This is a genomic window from Fictibacillus sp. FJAT-27399, assembly GCF_001510655.1.
Taxonomy (GTDB): Bacteria; Bacillota; Bacilli; order Bacillales; family Fictibacillaceae; genus Fictibacillus_C; species Fictibacillus_C marinisediminis.
In genome coordinates this window covers 1,517,117-1,536,870 of sequence record NZ_LMVC01000002.1, presented here as the reverse complement: position 1 = coordinate 1,536,870, position 19,754 = coordinate 1,517,117, and the positions used below count along the sequence as shown (strand labels likewise).

Annotated in this window: 16 protein-coding genes, 2 tRNA genes and 2 riboswitches; of the genes, 16 read left to right on the top strand and 2 right to left on the bottom strand. The window is 41.8% G+C overall.

Annotated elements, in window-relative coordinates; genetic code table 11:
* The first annotated feature begins 136 nt into the window (after positions 1–136).
* Positions 137–212, top strand: a tRNA-Arg gene (locus tag AR335_RS12810).
* Between the two features lie 346 nt (positions 213–558).
* On the opposite strand, the gene AR335_RS12805 is transcribed toward AR335_RS12810, so the two are convergent.
* The gene (locus tag AR335_RS12805) at positions 559–1,893 is read right to left on the bottom strand and encodes a S8 family serine peptidase (protein WP_062236287.1); all 1,335 of its coding nucleotides are present in this window, start codon (positions 1,891–1,893) and stop codon (positions 559–561) included.
* 293 nt (positions 1,894–2,186) lie between these two features.
* On the opposite strand from AR335_RS12805, the gene AR335_RS12800 reads away from it, so the two are divergent.
* The 5 genes from AR335_RS12800 to cyoE all read left to right on the top strand — a co-directional run bounded on the left by AR335_RS12800 (position 2,187) and on the right by cyoE (position 7,418).
* The gene (locus AR335_RS12800; protein WP_062236284.1) at positions 2,187–2,813 is read left to right on the top strand and encodes a MarC family protein; all 627 of its coding nucleotides are present in this window, start codon (positions 2,187–2,189) and stop codon (positions 2,811–2,813) included.
* A 1,180-nt stretch (positions 2,814–3,993) separates the two neighbouring features.
* On the top strand, positions 3,994–4,299 hold the full coding sequence (locus tag AR335_RS12795; protein WP_053355391.1) for a DUF3784 domain-containing protein: 306 nt from the start codon (positions 3,994–3,996) through the stop codon (positions 4,297–4,299).
* A gap of 374 nt (positions 4,300–4,673) precedes the next feature.
* Positions 4,674–5,195, top strand: coding sequence for a tyrosine-type recombinase/integrase (locus AR335_RS12790; RefSeq protein ID WP_082683482.1), 522 nt, complete (start codon positions 4,674–4,676; stop codon positions 5,193–5,195).
* A 1,079-nt stretch (positions 5,196–6,274) separates the two neighbouring features.
* Positions 6,275–6,350 (top strand) — tRNA-Arg (locus AR335_RS12780).
* Positions 6,351–6,518: 168 nt separating this feature from the next.
* Positions 6,519–7,418 (top strand): heme o synthase, encoded by a 900-nt coding sequence (gene cyoE, locus AR335_RS12775; RefSeq protein ID WP_062236274.1) that lies wholly within the window; start codon positions 6,519–6,521, stop codon positions 7,416–7,418.
* Positions 7,419–7,526: 108 nt separating this feature from the next.
* Here the strand turns inward: cyoE and AR335_RS12770 are convergent, their stop codons facing one another.
* Positions 7,527–8,180, bottom strand: coding sequence for a phosphatase PAP2 family protein (locus AR335_RS12770; RefSeq protein ID WP_062236271.1), 654 nt, complete (start codon positions 8,178–8,180; stop codon positions 7,527–7,529).
* A 171-nt stretch (positions 8,181–8,351) separates the two neighbouring features.
* Here AR335_RS12770 and AR335_RS12765 point away from each other — a divergent pair, with 171 nt between their 5' ends.
* The 10 genes from AR335_RS12765 to aceA all read left to right on the top strand — a co-directional run bounded on the left by AR335_RS12765 (position 8,352) and on the right by aceA (position 19,707).
* The gene (locus tag AR335_RS12765) at positions 8,352–9,551 is read left to right on the top strand and encodes an ATP-grasp domain-containing protein (RefSeq protein WP_062236268.1); all 1,200 of its coding nucleotides are present in this window, start codon (positions 8,352–8,354) and stop codon (positions 9,549–9,551) included.
* Between the two features lie 134 nt (positions 9,552–9,685).
* Complete coding sequence (locus tag AR335_RS12760) at positions 9,686–10,129, top strand: general stress protein (protein WP_053355382.1); 444 nt, start codon at positions 9,686–9,688, stop codon at positions 10,127–10,129.
* A 93-nt stretch (positions 10,130–10,222) separates the two neighbouring features.
* Entirely contained in the window at positions 10,223–10,870 is a 648-nt protein-coding gene (locus tag AR335_RS12755; protein WP_062236264.1) for a phosphatase PAP2 family protein, read from the top strand.
* A 26-nt stretch (positions 10,871–10,896) separates the two neighbouring features.
* A riboswitch (SAM riboswitch) is annotated at positions 10,897–11,012 on the top strand.
* Positions 11,013–11,095: 83 nt separating this feature from the next.
* A riboswitch (SAM riboswitch) is annotated at positions 11,096–11,209 on the top strand.
* A gap of 98 nt (positions 11,210–11,307) precedes the next feature.
* A complete protein-coding gene (locus tag AR335_RS12750; RefSeq protein WP_062237090.1) occupies positions 11,308–12,339 on the top strand; it encodes a methionine ABC transporter ATP-binding protein in 1,032 nt (343 codons plus the stop codon).
* On the top strand, positions 12,329–12,991 hold the full coding sequence (locus AR335_RS12745; RefSeq protein ID WP_053355379.1) for a methionine ABC transporter permease: 663 nt from the start codon (positions 12,329–12,331) through the stop codon (positions 12,989–12,991). Before AR335_RS12750 ends, AR335_RS12745 begins: the two co-directional genes overlap by 11 nt.
* Before the next feature lie 27 nt (positions 12,992–13,018).
* A complete protein-coding gene (locus AR335_RS12740) occupies positions 13,019–13,849 on the top strand; it encodes a MetQ/NlpA family ABC transporter substrate-binding protein (RefSeq protein WP_062236261.1) in 831 nt (276 codons plus the stop codon).
* A gap of 24 nt (positions 13,850–13,873) precedes the next feature.
* The gene (locus AR335_RS12735; protein WP_062236258.1) at positions 13,874–15,094 is read left to right on the top strand and encodes a M20 family metallopeptidase; all 1,221 of its coding nucleotides are present in this window, start codon (positions 13,874–13,876) and stop codon (positions 15,092–15,094) included.
* Between the two features lie 263 nt (positions 15,095–15,357).
* Complete coding sequence (locus AR335_RS12730; RefSeq protein WP_091007276.1) at positions 15,358–16,182, top strand: aldo/keto reductase; 825 nt, start codon at positions 15,358–15,360, stop codon at positions 16,180–16,182.
* Positions 16,183–16,808: 626 nt separating this feature from the next.
* Positions 16,809–18,410, top strand: coding sequence for a malate synthase A (gene aceB / locus AR335_RS12725; RefSeq protein ID WP_082683480.1), 1,602 nt, complete (start codon positions 16,809–16,811; stop codon positions 18,408–18,410).
* A gap of 13 nt (positions 18,411–18,423) precedes the next feature.
* Positions 18,424–19,707, top strand: a complete 1,284-nt coding sequence (gene aceA, locus AR335_RS12720) for an isocitrate lyase (protein ID WP_053355376.1) — start codon at positions 18,424–18,426, stop codon at positions 19,705–19,707.
* The last annotated feature ends 47 nt before the right edge of the window (positions 19,708–19,754 follow it).

Here is a 19,754-nt window from a genome sequence, read left to right as displayed (position 1 = left end):
CATGAATATTTTTGGACATGAACTTATGTATAAATATAGAGTAGAGAAAGAGGGTGAAATAATCAACCTGCTCAAACAAAAGGCTTTTCAAAAGGCTTGCAGTTTTGTATAATACACTTTGTTGACCATAAATCTTGGCTCCGTAGCTCAGTGGATAGAGCGTCGGTTTCCTAAACCGTGCGTCGCAGGTTCAATTCCTGCCGGGGCCGCCACTTTAATGATATCAACTGTTTCAAGGCTTTTTGTCTTACAGTTGCTTTACTAAAGGTACACGGTCTAATACCTGAATAATTACATAACCGAAGAACGTCTTCTTACGTTTTCTTGTCTGTTGGCAAGCATATGTAAGGAGGCGTTTTTTTATTTTGTCTAGATCAACCGTTAGAATAAAGATTGAAACTTCTCCAAAGCGTCCCATCCCTGTATGGTTGTCACTTTACAATGATTACCCCCCTTATTCTAGAAGATTGTATTAATGTCGTGTTATAAAAAAACAGCCCAATATTTAAAAAGGGCTGTTTATCTCAAAACTATTTTCATGACTTTTCCACGAACTGCCTATTGTTTGGCTGCCTTCACTGCTTCATACGCATTGACATACCCCGCGCCTGCCTCATATTCTTCATATCCGGACATTGGATCTGCAGTAGACTGCATCAGCTGCAGAACACGGTCTGGCTGAAGGGATGGATTGGCTTCCAGCATAAGTGCCGCTACTCCGGATATATGAGGTGTTGCCATGCTCGTTCCGCTTGCTGTTGTGTAATATGGTAAATGCTCAGGTGCAATGTAGGTGGCGTCTTTTTTGGTGCCGAGCAAGTTCATAACCATGCCTGTACTGGATTTTGTAGATACAATGTCTACACCCGGAGCGGTAATGTCAGGATGCAATAATGGATCCCCCTTTACGCCTCTTGAGGAAAAGTCAGCAAGTTGTTTGTCTTTTGTTCCAGCTGCTACGGAAATAACCCATGGGGCGACAGAATAAGGATTGATCGTATTTTCATCTGGACCTTCATTTCCTGCTGCAAAAGATACGACCATTCCTGCATCGTGTGCCTTTTTGCTCGCTACGTTGATCGGGTCTTTTGCTGAATACGTTCCAGTGGTTCCCCAACTGTTGCTGATTACATCAATTCCGTATTTCTGCTGGTTTTCAAGCGTATAATCAAACGCTTCAAGTGCCCAGAGGACAGAAATAGCTTCTCCTGTACCTAAACCTACGAGCTTGGCATCAGGAGCAATTCCTTTATACAAGCCATCGCTTTGAGTACCGTTGCCGGCAATGGTTCCTGCTACATGTGTACCGTGTCCTGAGGTGGTATCGGTATTTGGTATATTTTCTGCATACAGCGTTTTTGAAGATTCAAACAGGCTGTTCCCTGTCAAAAACTTCACATTTTGCACTACTTTATCACCAATTGGAAGATCCTTATGGGTAGCATCAATTCCTGAATCAATAACAGCAACGGTTGTCCCTTTGCCCGTATATCCTAATTCATTCCAAACCTTTTCAGCTCCGATTAATCCTCGGCTGTCTTTTAATTTGTACTCCAATTTTTTGTTATAGTATATGGATTCTGCACCCAGGTTTGCGTTCAATAACGAGTTGATGTCAGCTTTCGTGCCCTTTACTGCCACCATCGGAAGTTTATGGAAGGTCCTCGTCTGCAAACCTAAATCCTTCAATTGGTTAAGTTGAGACACACCAGGCATTTGACTGTAAGTGATGACACCATCTACTTGAACTGAGTCTGAAACCTTATTTAGCACTTGTGTTAATGCTGGATCCACCTCTAAAGTGGCCGCGCTAGCTTTTTCTGGTGTTTTAAAGTTGCCTGCTATTGTACTGATGAGCATCAACACCGCAAATATGGATAAAATCCGCTTCATTTTAATCCTCCTCTGAATTTTCTGACTATTTAACAATATAAAGTATAAGGTACATGCGTGGTCGTGCCTATGAACCATAAGAACGAATTGACACAGTACGACCTTATACGACTTTTATCTTAATAAAGACTTATAATGCTAGTACTAAGGCAGTGTGAAGGTTAGGTATATGATTGTTAGGAATCTCAAATAGTGCCCTATCCCAATGTTTATAAGATTCGATTGCAGTGGCTTATGAACTAAAGCTTATTGGGAAATAAATAGTTAAAGTGGTAACGAAAGGAGTATATACTTTGCTGACTTTAATCCTTAAGCTCACTGTTTCATTTTTTGCCGTTATGAATCCGCTTGGGAATATTCCCATTTTCATGTCTCTTACTAGCGGTTATTCTCTTAAAGAAAAACACCGAACCGCAAGAAAAGCAGCTATTATTTCGTTTATCATTCTTACTGTTTTTCTACTTTTAGGAAATTTAATTTTTTCGTTTTTTGGGATTACGATCCATGCATTTCGAGTAGCTGGGGGAATATTAATCTTTGGAATCGCATATAACCTGCTCCATGCTAAAACATCAAAAGCGCAAAGCCTTCATCACCAAGAACAAAAGGAAGCAGAGTTAAAGGACGATATTTCCATAACGCCTCTTGCGCTCCCCATCATAGCAGGCCCTGGAACCATAGCTAGTGTTATGGCACATACTTCCTCCCATTCTCTTGAAAATCTAGGGAGCGTATTTATTAGCTATATCCTTGTATTAGCAGCTACCTTTATCCTTTTTTTTTACTCAACCTCCATTATTACAAAGCTTGGAGAAAATGGTTTAAATGTTATTTCCCGACTAATGGGACTTATACTTGCCGTGATGGCGATACAAATGATCGCAGAAGGTGCCTATGGATTATTTCTACACTTGAAATAAATAATGGAGCATAGGTTGATGAAGATAAAAAATATATAACTATTGAGAGGGTATGTCGACGGTATGAAGCGCTATTTATAGCGCTTTTTTAAATGCTGAAAAATTAGAACAAACACCCCAAAAGTTAAGTTTTTACTCTAACTTTTGGGGTGCAGTATAAAATTGCAGTGCTTTTTTCACTTGCTAATTTATATGCGATTTACGATGTTTTTTAACTTTTTGTACTCCAAAAGTGAACCCGTTACCTTTTTAGGGAAGGTCTTTTAAATTAGCATTCTAAAAAGAACTTGCATTTTATTTAATAGATTTTTCCAGCTTGTCCAAACGGTTTACTAGATTTCTGCATAAGATAAAGTGAGAGACAAGGTTAAACCTTTTTTCTCAATTTATAACGTTTGGAGGGATTTTTTTGTCGTCCAAAAAGAAAAAACACTGTGGTTGTAAGCGTTCCTCTAAAACAGTCATGTTAAAATGTAAAAAAGTGAAAAAGCGCCGGTCCAGTTCAAGCTCAAGTTCAAGTTCAAGCTCAAGCTCAAGCTCAAGCCCACGTACACTATTCAATAGAGGATGCTGACAGGCCCTATAGTGGTGATCCCTGCAACTAAAGTATAATAATTCTCACAAAATAAACGCGAAGCAATTAGCTTTGCGTTTATTTTATTAATTGGTTGTTTCCCTTCTGTTTAATAGTATCGTCAACATTGAGATAACCGTTGTTAGTTGAACAACATGATAAAACCAACAATGTATACGAATACAGCCTTTTTAAAACACCCTAGACATTTCAATTTTTGGCGAAATTAATATGGAACATATGAAGAGGAAAGGGATAAATGAAGAAATTATTCAAGATGCTAATTATGATTGGTATAATCGCAGTGTCAAATAAATGTTTATTTCCGCTTGTCAAAAAATCTTCTTCAAACTACTGTTTGGATGTTAAAATTAATCTGCTAGATATTTATGTAACCAATCCTTCGATTATATTTCTCTTTTTTATTTCCTCATTGAATTACATATACAATGCCTTCTTTAGCAACAAACTTTGCGCCATTTTTATTTACTCTGGACATTGTGACTAATGCAGCAGTCTTTTAATAAACAATTAAAAACATATATGTTAAAAAATAGTAATCAATGATATTTTTTAATAAAAGGGATATTCAGGGGGAGGAGTAACATGGTTATAATTAGATTAATCTTTATTATTTTGAGTTTACTCTTTTTTTTAGTTGCATATTTCATCTGGAAAAAACAAAATTTTTCTTTACTAGCCGGATACACTAAGGATTCCGTAAGAGATGATGACAAACAAAGATTTGCAAAAGTTAATGGAGTGATGTTTGTAATTTACGGAATTCTGTTGTTTTTATATGCTTTCATTTATACAAAAGTTAACTTTTATGTAGCATTTGTTGGGTTCATCATTCTTTGCTTTATACATATTGCTGTTGTAAATATAAAATTTAAAAATAAGAATTTTTAAGTTGAAAACGGGGCTGTCCAAGAAGTCTGTAAGCTGTTGATTTCCGTTCCAGGCTGCTCGCTTTCCGCGGGGCGTGCGGTGAGCTTTACCGGCGTGAACGCCTACTTTTTGGTGCAAGCACCGGCGGGAGTCTCACCTGTCACGCTAGTCCCGCAGGACAAGGAAGGCTCCGGCAGCTTTTTATNGCTAGTCCCGCAGGAGTCTCGCATCTTCCACTTCAATTAACTTTTCATTGAAGATTTTTCAAGCCAAAAAGAGGCTGCCTGAAGGTCAATTTTCGACTTTCTGGACAACCCCGTTTTATTTTATCCTACAAGCGTTATCCTCGCAATTGCCTACTGGTACAATATTTCTTTTAGTCGCAAAATAGTCATATGCTTTATCTCCAACTTTTATTATTTGAGAGTAAACGGAAAGTGGCGCTTCTACAAGAACATACTAGATCAAGTCTAAGGGATAGAGCGATGGTAGAGACATTATATTCCACAGGTGTACGGGTAAGTGAATTAATAAATATCACCTTAGAAGAAATAAAATGGGAAACGAGACAGATTTGGATAAGGATAGGGAAGGGCAACAAAGAGCGCTTTGTCCTTTTTACACATGAATGTTATGAACGTATAAAAGCATATCTGAGCGACCGGGAAACGGATAGCAAGTACCTTTTTACGAATCGACAAGGAGGAAGGTTAAGCCGAGTTTTTATAGAGTATCAGTTTCGGCAATTTTCTGATGCTTTAGGATTTAGAATAACGTTTGCTGCTCATTTGGCAGAGAAGAATATGCCACAGAGATATATCCAGGAATTGCTCGGCCACGCCAATATCAATAGTACTCGTATTTATACACGCCTTATGGAATCCGCCCGAAAAAAACAATATGACAAATATCAATAGGAGGAAAAGAAATTGGACAAGTATTGGGAGATTACGACTTCTTTACCCAACTCTTCTAACACAGAAGTCGTCAACGACTTTTTGTTGAGTTTAAAATTAGCAAATAGTAGTCAAGGAACCATTCTTCAATATAGGTGTTTTTTAGAGCTCTTTTTTAAAAAAATAAAAGATTCATTCTCGTCTCTTTCCTCAGAAATGATCCATCATCTTCCTTTTACGTATTTTGCGTTCAAGAAGAGTATATAACGCAGGAGGGAGAAAGAAAGGGCTGTCATTGAGGTACTGGGAGTGTATTCAAGTTCTGTTGGGACATGAAAATCCGCATCAAACGCATTTGTATGCACGTCTATTTGATGATGCTCGAAAACATATATATGAGGAATTAATGTAAAATATTATTCTGTATAATTCATTTGGACAGGAAACCTTTGAAACACCATTAATGTGACATATAAAAACCGAAACAGCATAGCCTTTTCCGGTTTTTCTATTTTTTAGCTTTTTACTCTTGGTTTCCTTAATGCATAACAGAACATAAAGGGCCTTAATGTCTGAAACATACTCAAGCTTAAGTGTTTAATTGATTACCGTACCTCTTTGGGTTTTATTATCGAGCATACTAAAAATAAACAACTGGGCAAAAGGAGAATAGGTATGCAAAATAATAAAGATAATAAAGGTAGTAAATCTTTTTCCAAACCTTAGATTAAAAATAACTATAATAAGGAATTGATTGAACTAAAAAAAACCATTAATTTATATTTAAAAGAAAGGTAAATTAGAATAATCATCGTTGCGGGTCTATTCCATTAATGGATATTTTTGTATACAGCCGCTAGAACCCGTTATAATCAAATCAACTAGAGGGAACGGTGAATAAGAAGTGAATATGTGATGTAGCCGGAATAAACCGAACAAGCTACTCATCTTGCTTCAGATTTCATTTATAATCTGCCATTCTTCTCATTATTTTTGCGAAAGGAACAAACAAGACACTTTTAATATAGACCGTTATCCTGTATAATACAAAAGCGAACCAAAGAAAGTTAGATAATGCTGATATGGCAGTGCTTTCGGCTGGCTCCGTAGCTCAGTGGATAGAGCGTCGGTTTCCTAAACCGTGCGTCGCAGGTTCGATTCCTGCCGGGGCCGCCACTTATAAACAATACGATGGCAGCACGCGGCTGTCTTTTTTTATGTCTGACGAGATTTGAACGATTATTGAACAGTATAAGAACATAATGTGACATTTATCACAAACTAGTGTTAGGTCTGTTAAAATAGAGACATACTATATGATAGATATGAAAAGATGGTGATTTTATGGGTGAAAATGCTGCTCCAAGCATTTTAAAAGACTATATACAAATAACAAAGCCGGGTATTATCTTTTCTAACCTGTTAGGAACAATTGCTGGCTTTTGCATCGGTGCGAGAAATCTCTCTTCAAGCCTTAGCTTATGGGAGCTTTTCTTCTGGACAGTTCTAGGAACCGTTTTTGTGATCGGTTCATCTGCGATCGTGAATAATGTTTACGATGCGGATATCGATAAGTACATGGAACGGACAAAGAACCGGCCGATTACCAATGGGAGAATACCGAAACGAAATGCGATCTTAATGTCGCTCATTTTTATTATCATAGGTGAGGCCATTTTAGGCTTGATGGTAAATCCGGTTGCTGCGCTTGTAGGTTTTATTGGATTTATTTTCTATGGATTTGTTTATACAATTTCTAAAAGGGTGACAGTGATCAATACGGAAATCGGATGTATTTCAGGCGCTACACCTCCGATTATTGGCTATACGGCAGTTACCGGACACTTTGATTTGATCGCATTGCTCTTATTTGTATTCATGTTCGCATGGCAGCCTCCGCACTTCTTTGCACTGGCAATGAAACGGGCAGAAGAATACAAGAGTGTAAATGTACCGATGCTGCCAAACAAAGTGGGCTTTAAGCAAACGAAGGTTCATATTTTAATCTATACCATATTTGCGGTAGCAGCTTCTCTTCTCTTGTACTTTTTTAACGTACTGGGAATCTGGTACTTAATCGTTGCGGGTATTTTAGGAGCAGTCTTCCTTTACCGTGCGATCCAGTCCTTTAAGTACAAAGAAAAAGAAACGGAAATTGCGTGGTCAGGAAGAATGTTTAAATTCTCCATTATGTATTTAACGCTCATGTTCGTGACCATGATGTTTGCTCCGATTTTCAGCTAATAGCTTAACAATAAAAACCCCTATTGAAATGGTGCCTGGCACCGCCTCAATGGGGATTTTTTAATCCAGCTCCAGCGCCAAGGGCTGATCGTGGCGCTGGAGCTTTTTTTAATGGCTGATTTCTTTCGTTGATGAGGGAATTGGTTTGGATTTTACGGAAGGTGACCAATTTCTCTCGGAGACAAAACATAGTGTCTCTGCCAACAAGAAGGCAGCGAACACATCCAGTATGACATGCTGTTTAACCATCAGAGTTGAAACGATAATAATCACGGAAAAGTACGTAATCATACTTCTGTTCCAGGTTGTTGAGAACGGTGCCTTGCGCATTACCCGGACCAGCAGGTAGCTGGAAAAGCAATGGATGCTTGGAAAACAATTATAAGGGGCATCCATCTCGTAAACCCGGTTTACAAGAGATTCCAAGAATGAAGAGCCAGCAACGAGCGGCCTAGGAACGGTGGTCTGAAAAAGGCTGTATACCGTATAGCAGACCAGCAGGCCTGCAATGTAAACAAACAGTGTCTTGAAGTACGTCTTCTTATCTTTGAAATAGAAATAAATCAAGGTTCCGTAAATATATAAGGTCCACAATAGGTAAGGGATAATAAAAACAGCAGAAAATGGTATGTTCCTGTCAACGGTTGTAGCTAGGTTATGCACTTCGCTCCCGGGGTGATTGACCCAATCATAGATCAAGGAGCAAATCGGCAATAATCCTAAAGAAAGCAGCGGGAATAGGTTTTGCAGCGATTTCTTCATAATTTCCTCCATGGCAGCTAACTTCTTTTGCCATTTCCCTAGTATACATCAGCTCAAACAGAATAGGGCAAATGGAAAACAGTGCTTGCTAAATGATAAGGCTGCTGGTTTAAGGGTAAGCTAAAAAAGGTATTTATCCTGTAATCCAAGCATGTTCAGGAGGTACAATCCATGCAGATAAGTAAACCAGCAATTGTTCCGCGTTATACATTTTCTGAAATTTACGGTCCGAATCTCATTTTTAATCCGAGGCCTTCATTCGCTCATAATAAGTGGATTCCCGATTGTCCAGTAAAGCTTGATCTTCTGACGGGAAGCCAGTTTGCGGTATTGGGAAGCATGCCGGTCATCTGCAACCGGTCGGTAACTACCAAAAAAGCAACGGAGCTGTATGAACGGGCGGGTCTCCTGCTTCGTTTTCCTGTTCACGAATATTCGACAGAGGCGGGTTATCGAAACATTTTCGGCCGCTTAGAAAAAGAGCAGAAGAAGATGGTAGTTCAGCATATTCACCCAGAAGAAGAAATGTCATCAGAGAATTATTGGATCGATCCGCGCCTTGTTCAGTATTTAAACAATAAAGCGAATTTAGAAGAGCTGGTTCCTTCTGGACATGCTCCGAAACGAAAATCAACAACAGCTGCGGAACTTCATGATCAATTAGAAACCTTCCCATTTCCATGTGTGGTTAAGGCAGCGACAAATGAGGCAAATGCGGCAGGTTTTGATGTATTTATCTGCAAAAATCAGGAGGACATTGACAGGGCAGCAAACTTTTTCGCCTCCTGTGAAGGAATTGTCATAGAAGAGTACTTGGAGATCGAGCACAATTATTGCGTTCAGTTTGCCTGTACAGCAGATGACCGTCTGATTTATCTGGGCAGTACGGTCCAAAATATTACGGAAGACGGAAAATATAAAGGAAACTGGGTCGATAAAGAGTCAGAACCCGATGATGAGGTCATCAAGGTCGGGAGAAGAATTATGGAAGAAGGCTGTAAAAGAGGCTATAAAGGGATTGCAGGATTTGACATTGCGGTAACGGCTGATGGAAGGAAAATAGCCTTTGATTTAAATTATAGAGTCAACGGTTCTACCGCCGCACTTCTTATGAGAGACAGTGTTGAAGAACAGCTCGGTAAAAAGGTAATCAAATTCGTTTCCTGGGAATCCAAGGGCGGTATAGAACCCCTGTATGATGAAGTGAAACGGGGGATTGAAGATAGATATTTCATTCCGCTGTCGATCTATAATGGCAGTGAAAGCCCTTATGAAGATGCCGGCACGCTTATACAGGGCCTCGTACTGGGAGACACAAGGGAAGAGGCGGATCAAAAGGAATATATTTTTCAAAGAGCCGGTCTATCCTAAAAGAGAAAACCATCTAAAACTCCCCGGCATTTGGAGGGGAGTTTTCTTATCCTTATGATGACACCTGTTTACAGATATAGGGTTGGGGTAAATACTAGTAAATAAAATCAGACATTGATTAGGAGGCAATACATATGAGCAAAATGGTGATTGGAGTGTATGAAACAGAGAACGAAGCTGTTGATAGTATACAATCCCTGGTGAATCAAGGATACAATGCAAAGGACATCTCCATCCTTGCTAAAGATGATGGAAAGATGGATCGAGTTGCCGATAAAACGAATGTTTCAGAAGAACATCTGGACGAAGATGTAAACGAAGCCGCCTATGGAACCATTGCAGGTTTTCTGACTGGTATCGGCGGAGCCATCGCGGTGCCAGGCCTTGGTGTTCCCGGTATTGGTCCGCTGCTTGCTGCTGGTCCATTTGCATCCATGTTTAATGAGGATTCAGAGGATGATTTAAAAGAAGTTCTCATGTCCCTGGATCTTTCAGAACGGACCGCTGAGCGTTATGTGCAAAAAATAGAACAGGGCAGCATTATGGTTTTCTTAGAAAAAGATGCGGTGAAACTTTAACAATAGAGTAATTTTAAGAGGTGCCTGAACGCATAAAATAGTCCGTCACATGAAAGGATATGTACATAAAAGCAAGTTAAAGTGAGGGCGGATATGAAAAAAGAGAATATGGCAATTCTAAGCGGCGTTATGATAATGGGTATTGTAGCTTTAAGACTAATGAACAGGCTTCGTAATGATGATCATTGGATGAAACTTGACGGAATGGGAAGCTTGGCTATATTTTCAGCACGGGGCGGAGGTTTCGTGGATTTCTTTCTGAGAAGTTACTCTTTTCTTGGTTCTGGATTTCTGTTGATTCCTGCCACTATTTATTCTGCATACAGATACAGGAAAAAAGGAAAGAGAAACATTGTTTTTTTATTAATAGCCAACCTGATCGGATGCCGTTGGATTAACTCTGTTTGGAGAAAGAATTGGAAGCAGCGGCCTCCATCCACTAAACCTTTTTACATTAGGTATGGATATCCGAGTGCTCATGCGATGAATGCAACAGCGCTTTATGGTCTTTTTACACTCTTATCAAAAAAGTTTGTTAGAACGAAATTTTGTATATTGGCAGTGCACCTTGGATTTATTTGCTGGAGCAGAATTTATCTAGGCATTCACTATATTACGGATGTACTGGCTGGAGTTGCCGGAGGAGCAATGTGGCTGGCTTTTATGGCTTCAGTGTTTTTATTCCGATCAGAGAACTCCGAAAAAAGATTTGACATCGACTTAGATCATGGTATAAGATAGGTCACATCAAGTAAATATGAACGTGTTTCTTATCCAGAGAGGTGGAGGGATATGGCCTTGTGATACCTCGGCAGCGGGTTTTTCTTTTGAAAAACACTGTGCCAATTCCAGCAAGTTCTTTTAAGGGCTTGGAAGATAAGAAGAGCAGCTCGTTTCCTTATGGATACAAACATCTCTTCTTTCTTTAAGAAGAGATTTTTTTATTTAATTGAACATTATATTTGTTTCTTATCCAGAGAGGTGGAGGGATTGGCCCTTTGAAACCTCGGCAGCGGGTTCCCGGTTTAATGGGAATACTGTGCCAAGTCCGGCAAGCGATTAGCGCTTGGAAGATAAGAAGAGATCAGCCACTCATCTCGATGCGTCAGGCCTCTTCTTGTTTTCAAGAAGAGGCTTTTTTTGATGTTTTAACAATAGCGAGAAAGGAGATCACATCATTGATTCGATTTGAAGAGGTAACCAAAATTTATGAGAGTGGCAAAAGCCAGGTAAGAGCGTTAAACAATGTGAGCTTTGAGATAAAAAAAGGAGAGATCTACGGTGTTGTCGGATACAGCGGAGCAGGAAAGAGCTCCTTGCTGCGATGTGTGAATCTTTTGGAGAAGCCGACATCAGGGCACGTCTTTGTAGGAGAGGAGGACATGGCAAGATTGTCTCCGAAGGAACTGAGAAAAAAACGGAAAAATATCGGTATGATTTTTCAGCATTTTAATCTGCTGAACGCAAAAACGGTATTTGATAATATTGCGACACCGCTTTATCTTCTCGGCATGAAGAAATCATTCGTTAAAGAGAAGGTGAACGATCTGTTGGAATTTGTTGGCTTGTCCGAGCACGGGCATAAATATCCCGACCAGCTCTCCGGCGGACAAAAACAGCGGGTAGGCATTGCCCGGGCGCTCTCCACTGATCCGGAAGTGCTATTGTGTGATGAAGCAACATCGGCATTGGATCCGCAGACGACCTCCAGTATTTTAAAGCTTCTGAAAAAAATCAATAAGGAATACAACATTACGATTCTGATCATCACGCATGAGATGAACGTCATTCGTGAGATATGCGATTCCGTCGCTGTTATGGAGAGCGGAGAAGTGATTGAGAAAGGGAGCGTTTTTGATGTATTTGCAAGGCCACAGACTGAGACGGCAAGGCGCTTCGTCAGTTCAGTTCTTCAGGATGAATTGCCTGAGTCCCTTAAAGACCTATTGAAGAAGCAGGACAGGAATCATCAGATCTTCAGGATTGTATTTACCGGAGCATCCACAGGACAACCGCTGCTGTCACAGATTGCCAAGAAATTCAACGTGGACGTCAGCGTTCTATACGGCCATGTCACAGAACTTCAAGACGTCCCTTTCGGAAACCTTGTTGTTCAATTGATCGGCGACGAACAGGAAATCAGAAGAGCGATCTTTTTCGTGAACCTGAGTGAAGTCGAAATAAGGGAGGTTGCACCTTATGCAAGTTGATTGGAGTACATTTTGGGTCGACATTTTAAATGCGGCCGGTGATACCTTAACGATGGTTGGATTTTCCTTATTGTTCTCGGCTGTAATCGGCATTCCGCTTGGCGTCGTACTCGTAGTCACGAGGAAGGGGCACATTCTTGAAAACCTGGCCGTCTTTAACGTTTTGAACGCGATTGTAAACGTTCTGCGTTCGATACCGTTCATCATCTTAATGGTGGCGATTATCCCGTTTACAAGATTAGTAGTCGGTACCTCTATCGGGACATCGGCCGCGATTGTGCCATTGATTGTATATGCCGGCCCCTATATCGCAAGGCTCGTGGAAAACAGCCTGCTTGAGATCGATCCGGGCATTGTAGAGGCCGCAGAAGCCATGGGAGCTACTCCTTGGCAGACCATCTTTCGCATACTGCTGCCGGAAGCATTCAGTTCACTGATCCTGTCGTTTACGATCGCAACGATCGGCCTGGTCGGAGCTTCGGCGATGGCAGGGGCTGTTGGTGGAGGAGGCTTGGGCGATCTGGCCATTGCCTACGGCTATCAGCGATTTGATACAGACGTGATGATTGTCACCGTCGTTCTGCTAGTCATCCTTGTTCAAGGCTTGCAGAGCACAGGAAATATACTGTCCAGAAAAATTAGAAGAAGATAAAAAGAGAAAAGGGAGAAGGAAAATCGTATGAAAAAATATTCATTGATCATTTTAGTCATCGGGGTTTTAATGTCGGCATTCTTGAGCGGGTGCAGCGGCGGAGATAAAAAAGGCCTTGAAAAAGTAAAGATGGGCATCAGCGGATCTGACAGTGACGTGTGGAAGTATATCGCTAAAAAAGCAGAAAAAGAAGGCATCGATTTGGAAATCGTAGAGTTTTCCGATTATGTCCGTCCGAATCAGGCATTGTCTGACGGGGATATTGACGCTAATGCGTTTCAGACCATCTCTTACTTCAATTCGTTTAAAAAAGAACATAAATTGGATTTAGCACCGATTGCAACAACCGTCATTGCGCCTATGGGCGTTTACTCAAAAAAATACAAGAACATCAAGGATATCCCGGCTGGATCAACCATTGCTTTGCCGAATGAAGCTACGAACATGGGCCGTGCATTGCTTCTTCTGCAGAGTGCCGGGCTAATCAAACTGGAAAAGAACTTTGATGGGAATGGTGATCTGAAAAAAGTGGTGGAGAACAAAAAACACTTGAAGCTTAAACCAGTAGTTGCAGGCCAGACACCACGGGTGCTTCCTGATGTGGCCGCTTCAATCATTAACAATGGCGTTGCTGTCGACGCTGGAATGAATCCGAAGAAAGATTCGATCTTCCTTGAAAGCAAGACTGCAAAGCCATATATCAATATCATTGCAACAAGAACTGAAGATAAAAATAAAAAATCGCTGAAAAAAATTGCGAAGATCTATCAATCAAAAGATACAGCCAAGAAGATTAAAGAAATCTATAAAGGTGCAACCATTCCTACGTTTGTACCACTAAGTGAAATTGGAGAGTAATAGAGAGAGAAAGGATCTGAGATCATGACTGTAATCAGCAGAACTGCCCGAGAAATCCAGGAACAAATCCGTACGAACATTGATGTAAACCAAGCGGCTTACATTCAAACTTCTCACGAGATCCATGATAATCCAGAAATCGGAAATGAAGAATTGTTTGCATCCAGCCTGCTGGCATCGCTGCTCGAAAAAGAGGGGTTTCAGGTAGAACGCGGAGTGGCCGGTCACGAAACGGCATTTGTTGCCCGTAAGCGTTCTATTCTAGATGGGCCATCCGTTGCCTTTTTAGCAGAATATGATGCCCTTCCCGGCATCGGTCATGCATGCGGCCATAATATCATCGGTACATCAAGTGTGGCAGCGGCCATCGCTCTTGCTTCCGTTATCGATGAGATCGGAGGAGAAGTAGCTGTTTTTGGAACGCCTGCTGAAGAAGGCGGAGAGAACGGAAGTGCGAAGGGAAGTTTTGTGAAACACGGTTTGCTGGACGGCATTGATGCTGCGTTAATGTTCCATCCAGGTAACGCTAACCGCATTACCGGGACATCGCTTGCCGTTGATCCGCTGGATTTTGAATACATCGGAAAGCCCGCTCATGCGGCTGCGGCACCGGAAAAGGGAATCAATGCACTTGATGCAGTTATTCAGTTGTTTGTCGGGATTAACGCACTGCGCCAGCATGTGGCGGACGATGTGAAAATTCATGGCATCATTACACACGGGGGAGACGCTCCTAATATTGTGCCTGAATATGCGAAGGCCCGTTTTTACATTCGTGCTTCCACAAGAGCAAGACTGGATGAGACAACGAAAAAAGTAAAAGCCATTGCAGAAGGTGCTGCCCTTGCAACAGGCGCAAAGCTTAATGTTATTGCTTTTCAGAATCAGGTGGATAACCTTTTATTAAATCGATCGTTTGATAAAGTGTTTCAAGAACAGCTGGAGAGTCTGGGTGCAGAAGTAGATACCTCACACCGATGCGGACTTGGTTCGACTGATGCCGGTAACATCAGCCAGGCCGTGCCGACGATTCACCCTTACCTTCAGATCGGGCCGGATACGTTAATCGGGCATACGGATGAGTTCAGGGAGGCGGCAAAGTCAGAGCAGGGCGACCAGGCGCTTATTCTCGGTGCAAAAGCACTCGCTTTGACCGGTTTTCAGCTGCTCACTAACGGTGAAGCGCTGGCTGGCATCAAGAAGGAATTTGAATTGAATAAAGCTAAGGAACTTGCTTCGGTCTAAAGAGCGATTTTGTCGATATTGAGCTTATTTTTGATTAATTGAGCCGAACTCAACATTTTTGAGCTAAACTTCAATTAATTGAGCCAAATCAGAAATAATTGAGCCTAACTTCAATTAATTGATCCTATTTCATTATTCAGACTTCTTTGCAAGATTTTTGTTAACTCTTAAAAGCCCTCAATCTCCCTGGAGGGCTTTTTTTTTAGCACTTTTTTTCATTTTCTCCAGCCAAGTGGTACCATACAAACAAGGAGGCGGTACATATGATAAAAAGTATTTCTGATACAGCTGTATTACAAAACGGTTTAAAGATGCCATGGCTGGGTCTTGGGGTATATAAAGCAGAAGAAGGCCAAGAGGTTATTGACGCAATTAAACATGCGGTCGCCGCCGGCTACAGAAGCATCGATACAGCTTCGTTCTATAAAAATGAAGAAGGTGTAGGAGAGGCTGTTAAACAGGTGGATGTCCCGCGTGAAGAGCTTTTTATTACGACCAAGGTCTGGAATACAGAACAGGGATATGAGGAGACGCTGCGCTCATTTAAAGAGAGCCTGAAAAAGCTTGATATGGATTACGCAGACCTGTTCCTTGTTCATTGGCCGGTGTCTGGCAAGTATAAAGAGACGTGGAAAGCATTAGAAACGCTTTATAAAGAGGGTAAGACAAAAGCGATTGGTGTTTGTAATTTTAAAATTCACCATCTGGAAGACCTTATGAAAGACTGTGAGATTAAACCGATGGTCAATCAAGTGGAGTACCATCCCCGCCTTACACAAAAAGAACTGTTGGCTTTCTGCAAAGATCATCAAATCCAGCTGGAAGCATGGAGACCGCTGTTAAAGGGTGAAATCTTTGATGAGCCGATCCTGATGGCATTGGCAGAAAAGCATAATAAAACGGTAGCACAGGTTATTCTCCGCTGGGATCTTCAGAATGGAGTAATTACCATTCCTAAATCAGTGAATGAAAACCGTATTAAGGAAAATGCCGATATCTTTGATTTTGAATTAAGCATGGAAGACATGGAGCAGATTGATTCATTGAATAAAGATCTTCGAAACGGCCCAGATCCGGACGAGTTTTAAGAAAAACTAAATTAGACAATGAGGTTTTATTAGGGTGAAAGGGAATTGAATAGCCATTTGAAAAGCAGACAGGGATCAGCTCGCTGATCCCTGTCTGCTTTTCAGACTTTTCATTTGTTTCACAAATCAGCTGGCTCAAAAAAGAGCCAGCTATTCCCTCCTTCGGTGTTTGTATGTAAAAGACTTGAGGGCTGCTTTCAAGCAACAGTGTGCGATGTCCGTTACGAACGAAAATCAATCTTCGGCTTTAGCAAAACTTAAGAGTTTGATAACTAAATATTTGCAGACTTTCAGTAAAATCGTCCTTAGTAAGGTCCTCTGTTATAGAACAGAGGACCTATTTTTATTTTTTTTAAAAAAATGTGTTGCACAAATTATCTAAACTGTTATATATTATTTTACAAGATAAATATCTGTTTTATAACAGAAACCCCATCTCGTAATAAGGAGGAGAAATCGTGATGAATTGTGCCAGCTGCCATGGGAATGGTGAAGAAACATGCTTAGAGTGCAACGGATCAGGAATGCATCAAAATGGAAACTGCCCGGATTGCATGGGCGAGGGATGTGTCTGCTGCAAGCGCTGTAATGGAAACGGAATCATTGACTGAACAGGAGGTTAACACATGGATAATTCGGTAGTAACATCTAAAACACAAACTGTTGCAGTACAGGGAGGTGTGGACCATGAAATACTGTCAGCAGAAGCCATGGCTTTTCTTGAAAAGCTTCATGATCGTTTTCAGAATGCAAGATTGCAACTCTTGCAGAACAGGGTAAACAGACAGAAAAAAATAGATCAAGGTGAGCTTCCAGATTTTTTGCCTGAAACAAAGAAAATACGGGAAAGCAATTGGTCTGTTGCAGATGTGCCTGATGATTTGCAGGATCGAAGAGTAGAAATTACCGGGCCAGCTGGTGATGCAAAGATGGTCATCAATGCTTTGAACTCAGGAGCCAAGGTCTTCATGGCAGATTTTGAAGATGCCAACTCTCCGACGTGGGAAAACAGTCTGCTCGGACAGGTGTATTTGCGGGATGCGATTCGGGGAGAGCTGGAGTATACTTCTCTGCAAGGAAAAGAGTACCGCCTGCATGAGAAAACAGCGACTCTCGTTGTACGGCCCAGGGGCTGGCATCTTGAGGAGAAGCATCTGTCGTATAAAGGAGAGCCAATGTCTGGCAGTTTAGTAGATTTTGGACTTTATTTTTTTCATAATGCTAAAGCGCTGATCGAAAAAGGCTCCGGCCCCTACTTTTATCTGCCGAAGCTTGAGGGGCATCTGGAAGCCAGACTTTGGAACGAAGTGTTTGTCTTTGCCCAAGAGGAAATGGGAATTCCTCAAGGGACGGTCAAAGCAACTGTTTTGATTGAAACCATCCTAGCGACCTTTGAAGCGGAAGAGATTCTTTATGAATTACAAGAACACAGCGCGGGATTAAATTGCGGACGCTGGGACTATATTTTCAGCTACATCAAAAAGCTTAAGAATCATACGTCCTATCTGCTGCCCGACCGAGCACACGTCACGATGACGGTGCCTTTTATGAGAGCGTATACACAGTTTGTCATTAAGGTCTGCCATAAAAGAGGTGCCCATGCCATCGGGGGAATGGCGGCACAGATTCCGATCAAAAACAATCCCGAAGCCAATGAAGAAGCACTGCAAAAAGTAAAAACAGACAAAGAAAGAGAAGCGGCTGACGGGCATGACGGCAGCTGGGTAGCCCATCCCGGATTAGTGCCGGTCGTCCTTGAAGTATTTGACCGTCTGATGCCTTCGGCAAATCAATTGGAGAAACAGCGGAATGACGTAGTAGTAACAGCTGAGGATCTTTTGCAGCCGACGATCGGGCCGATTACTGAAAACGGCCTGAGGACCAATATCTCTGTAGGAATACAATACATTGCTGCATGGCTTACAGGCCGCGGAGCAGTACCGCTTAACCATCTGATGGAGGATGCGGCTACAGCTGAGATCTCCAGAGCTCAAGTCTGGCAATGGATCCGCCATACGCAAGGCGTCCTGGAAGATGGCAGACAGGTAACCCTTGAGCTTGTGGGACAAGTGACGGAAGAAGAAGTTCAGAAAATCAAAACAACACTGAATGAGCAGCAATGGGAAGATGGCCGGTTTGAAGAAGCCATTACTCTCTTTGAGCAGCTGGTTAGACAAGATGAGTTCATCGAATTTTTAACATTGCCTGGTTATACCCATATTAAATAAGGAGTGAAATAGAATGAATCAAAAAGATACGGCAGCACAAATTAATGAGAATTGGAAAGAAAAACGGTGGGAAGGAATCGAGAGGACGTATACGGCAGAAGATGTTGCCAAACTGAGAGGCTCGGTACAAATTGAACATACCCTGGCCAAAAGAGGAGCAGAACGGCTATGGAAATCACTCCAAGACGAAAATTATGTTCATGCGCTTGGAGCACTGACGGGAAATCAGGCAGTTCAGCAAGTGAAGGCGGGGCTTAAGGCGATCTACTTAAGCGGCTGGCAAGTGGCGGCCGATGCCAACCTTTCCGGACATATGTATCCTGACCAAAGCCTTTACCCTGCAAACAGTGTACCTAATGTCGTGAAAAAGATTAACCAGGCGCTGCAGCGTGCCGATCAGATTGAATGCTCCGAAGGAAAAACCGACATCGACTGGTTTGTTCCAATTGTCGCGGATGCCGAGGCAGGATTTGGCGGAGCGCTTAACGTATTTGAGATGATGAAAGCGATGATTGAAGCAGGAGCCTCAGGGGTTCATTTTGAAGACCAGCTTTCTTCGGAAAAGAAGTGCGGTCACCTTGGCGGTAAAGTGCTCCTGCCGACACAGCAGGCGGTGCGCCATCTGGTTTCCGCCAGGCTGGCAGCAGATGTGATGGGAGTAGATACCATCTTAATCGCACGTACGGATGCCAATGCCGCTAATTTAATCACGAGCGATGTGGATCCTTATGACCATCATTTTTTAACCGGGGACAGGACTACTGAAGGGTTTTACAGAACGAATGCAGGGATCGACCAGGCGATTGCCAGAGGGCTTGCTTACGCGCCGTATGCAGACCTCATCTGGTGCGAGACATCGGAACCAAATCTTGAAGAAGCGCAGAGATTTGCCGATGCCATCCACGAACGTTTTCCTGGTAAAATGCTAGCCTATAACTGCTCTCCGTCTTTCAACTGGAAAAAGAAGCTGGATGATGAGACGATTGCTACCTTCCAGCAGCAGATTGCATCGATGGGTTACAAGTTCCAGTTTGTTACTCTTGCAGGATTCCATACTCTTAACCATAGCATGTTCGAACTGGCAAAAGAATATAAAACTAGAGGAATGGCCGCCTATTCAGAGCTTCAGCAGAGGGAGTTTGCAAATGAAAAAAATGGATACACGGCAACTCGTCATCAGCGTGAAGTAGGCACAGGTTACTTTGATGAAGTGGCACAAGCTGTCTCCGGCGGGCTTTCCTCTACTACAGCACTTAAAGGTTCAACAGAAGAAGAACAGTTTACAATAGCTAAATAAAGTGAAGCAGCCTTTAATGAGGCTGCTTCCTTTTTCATATTTGTCTA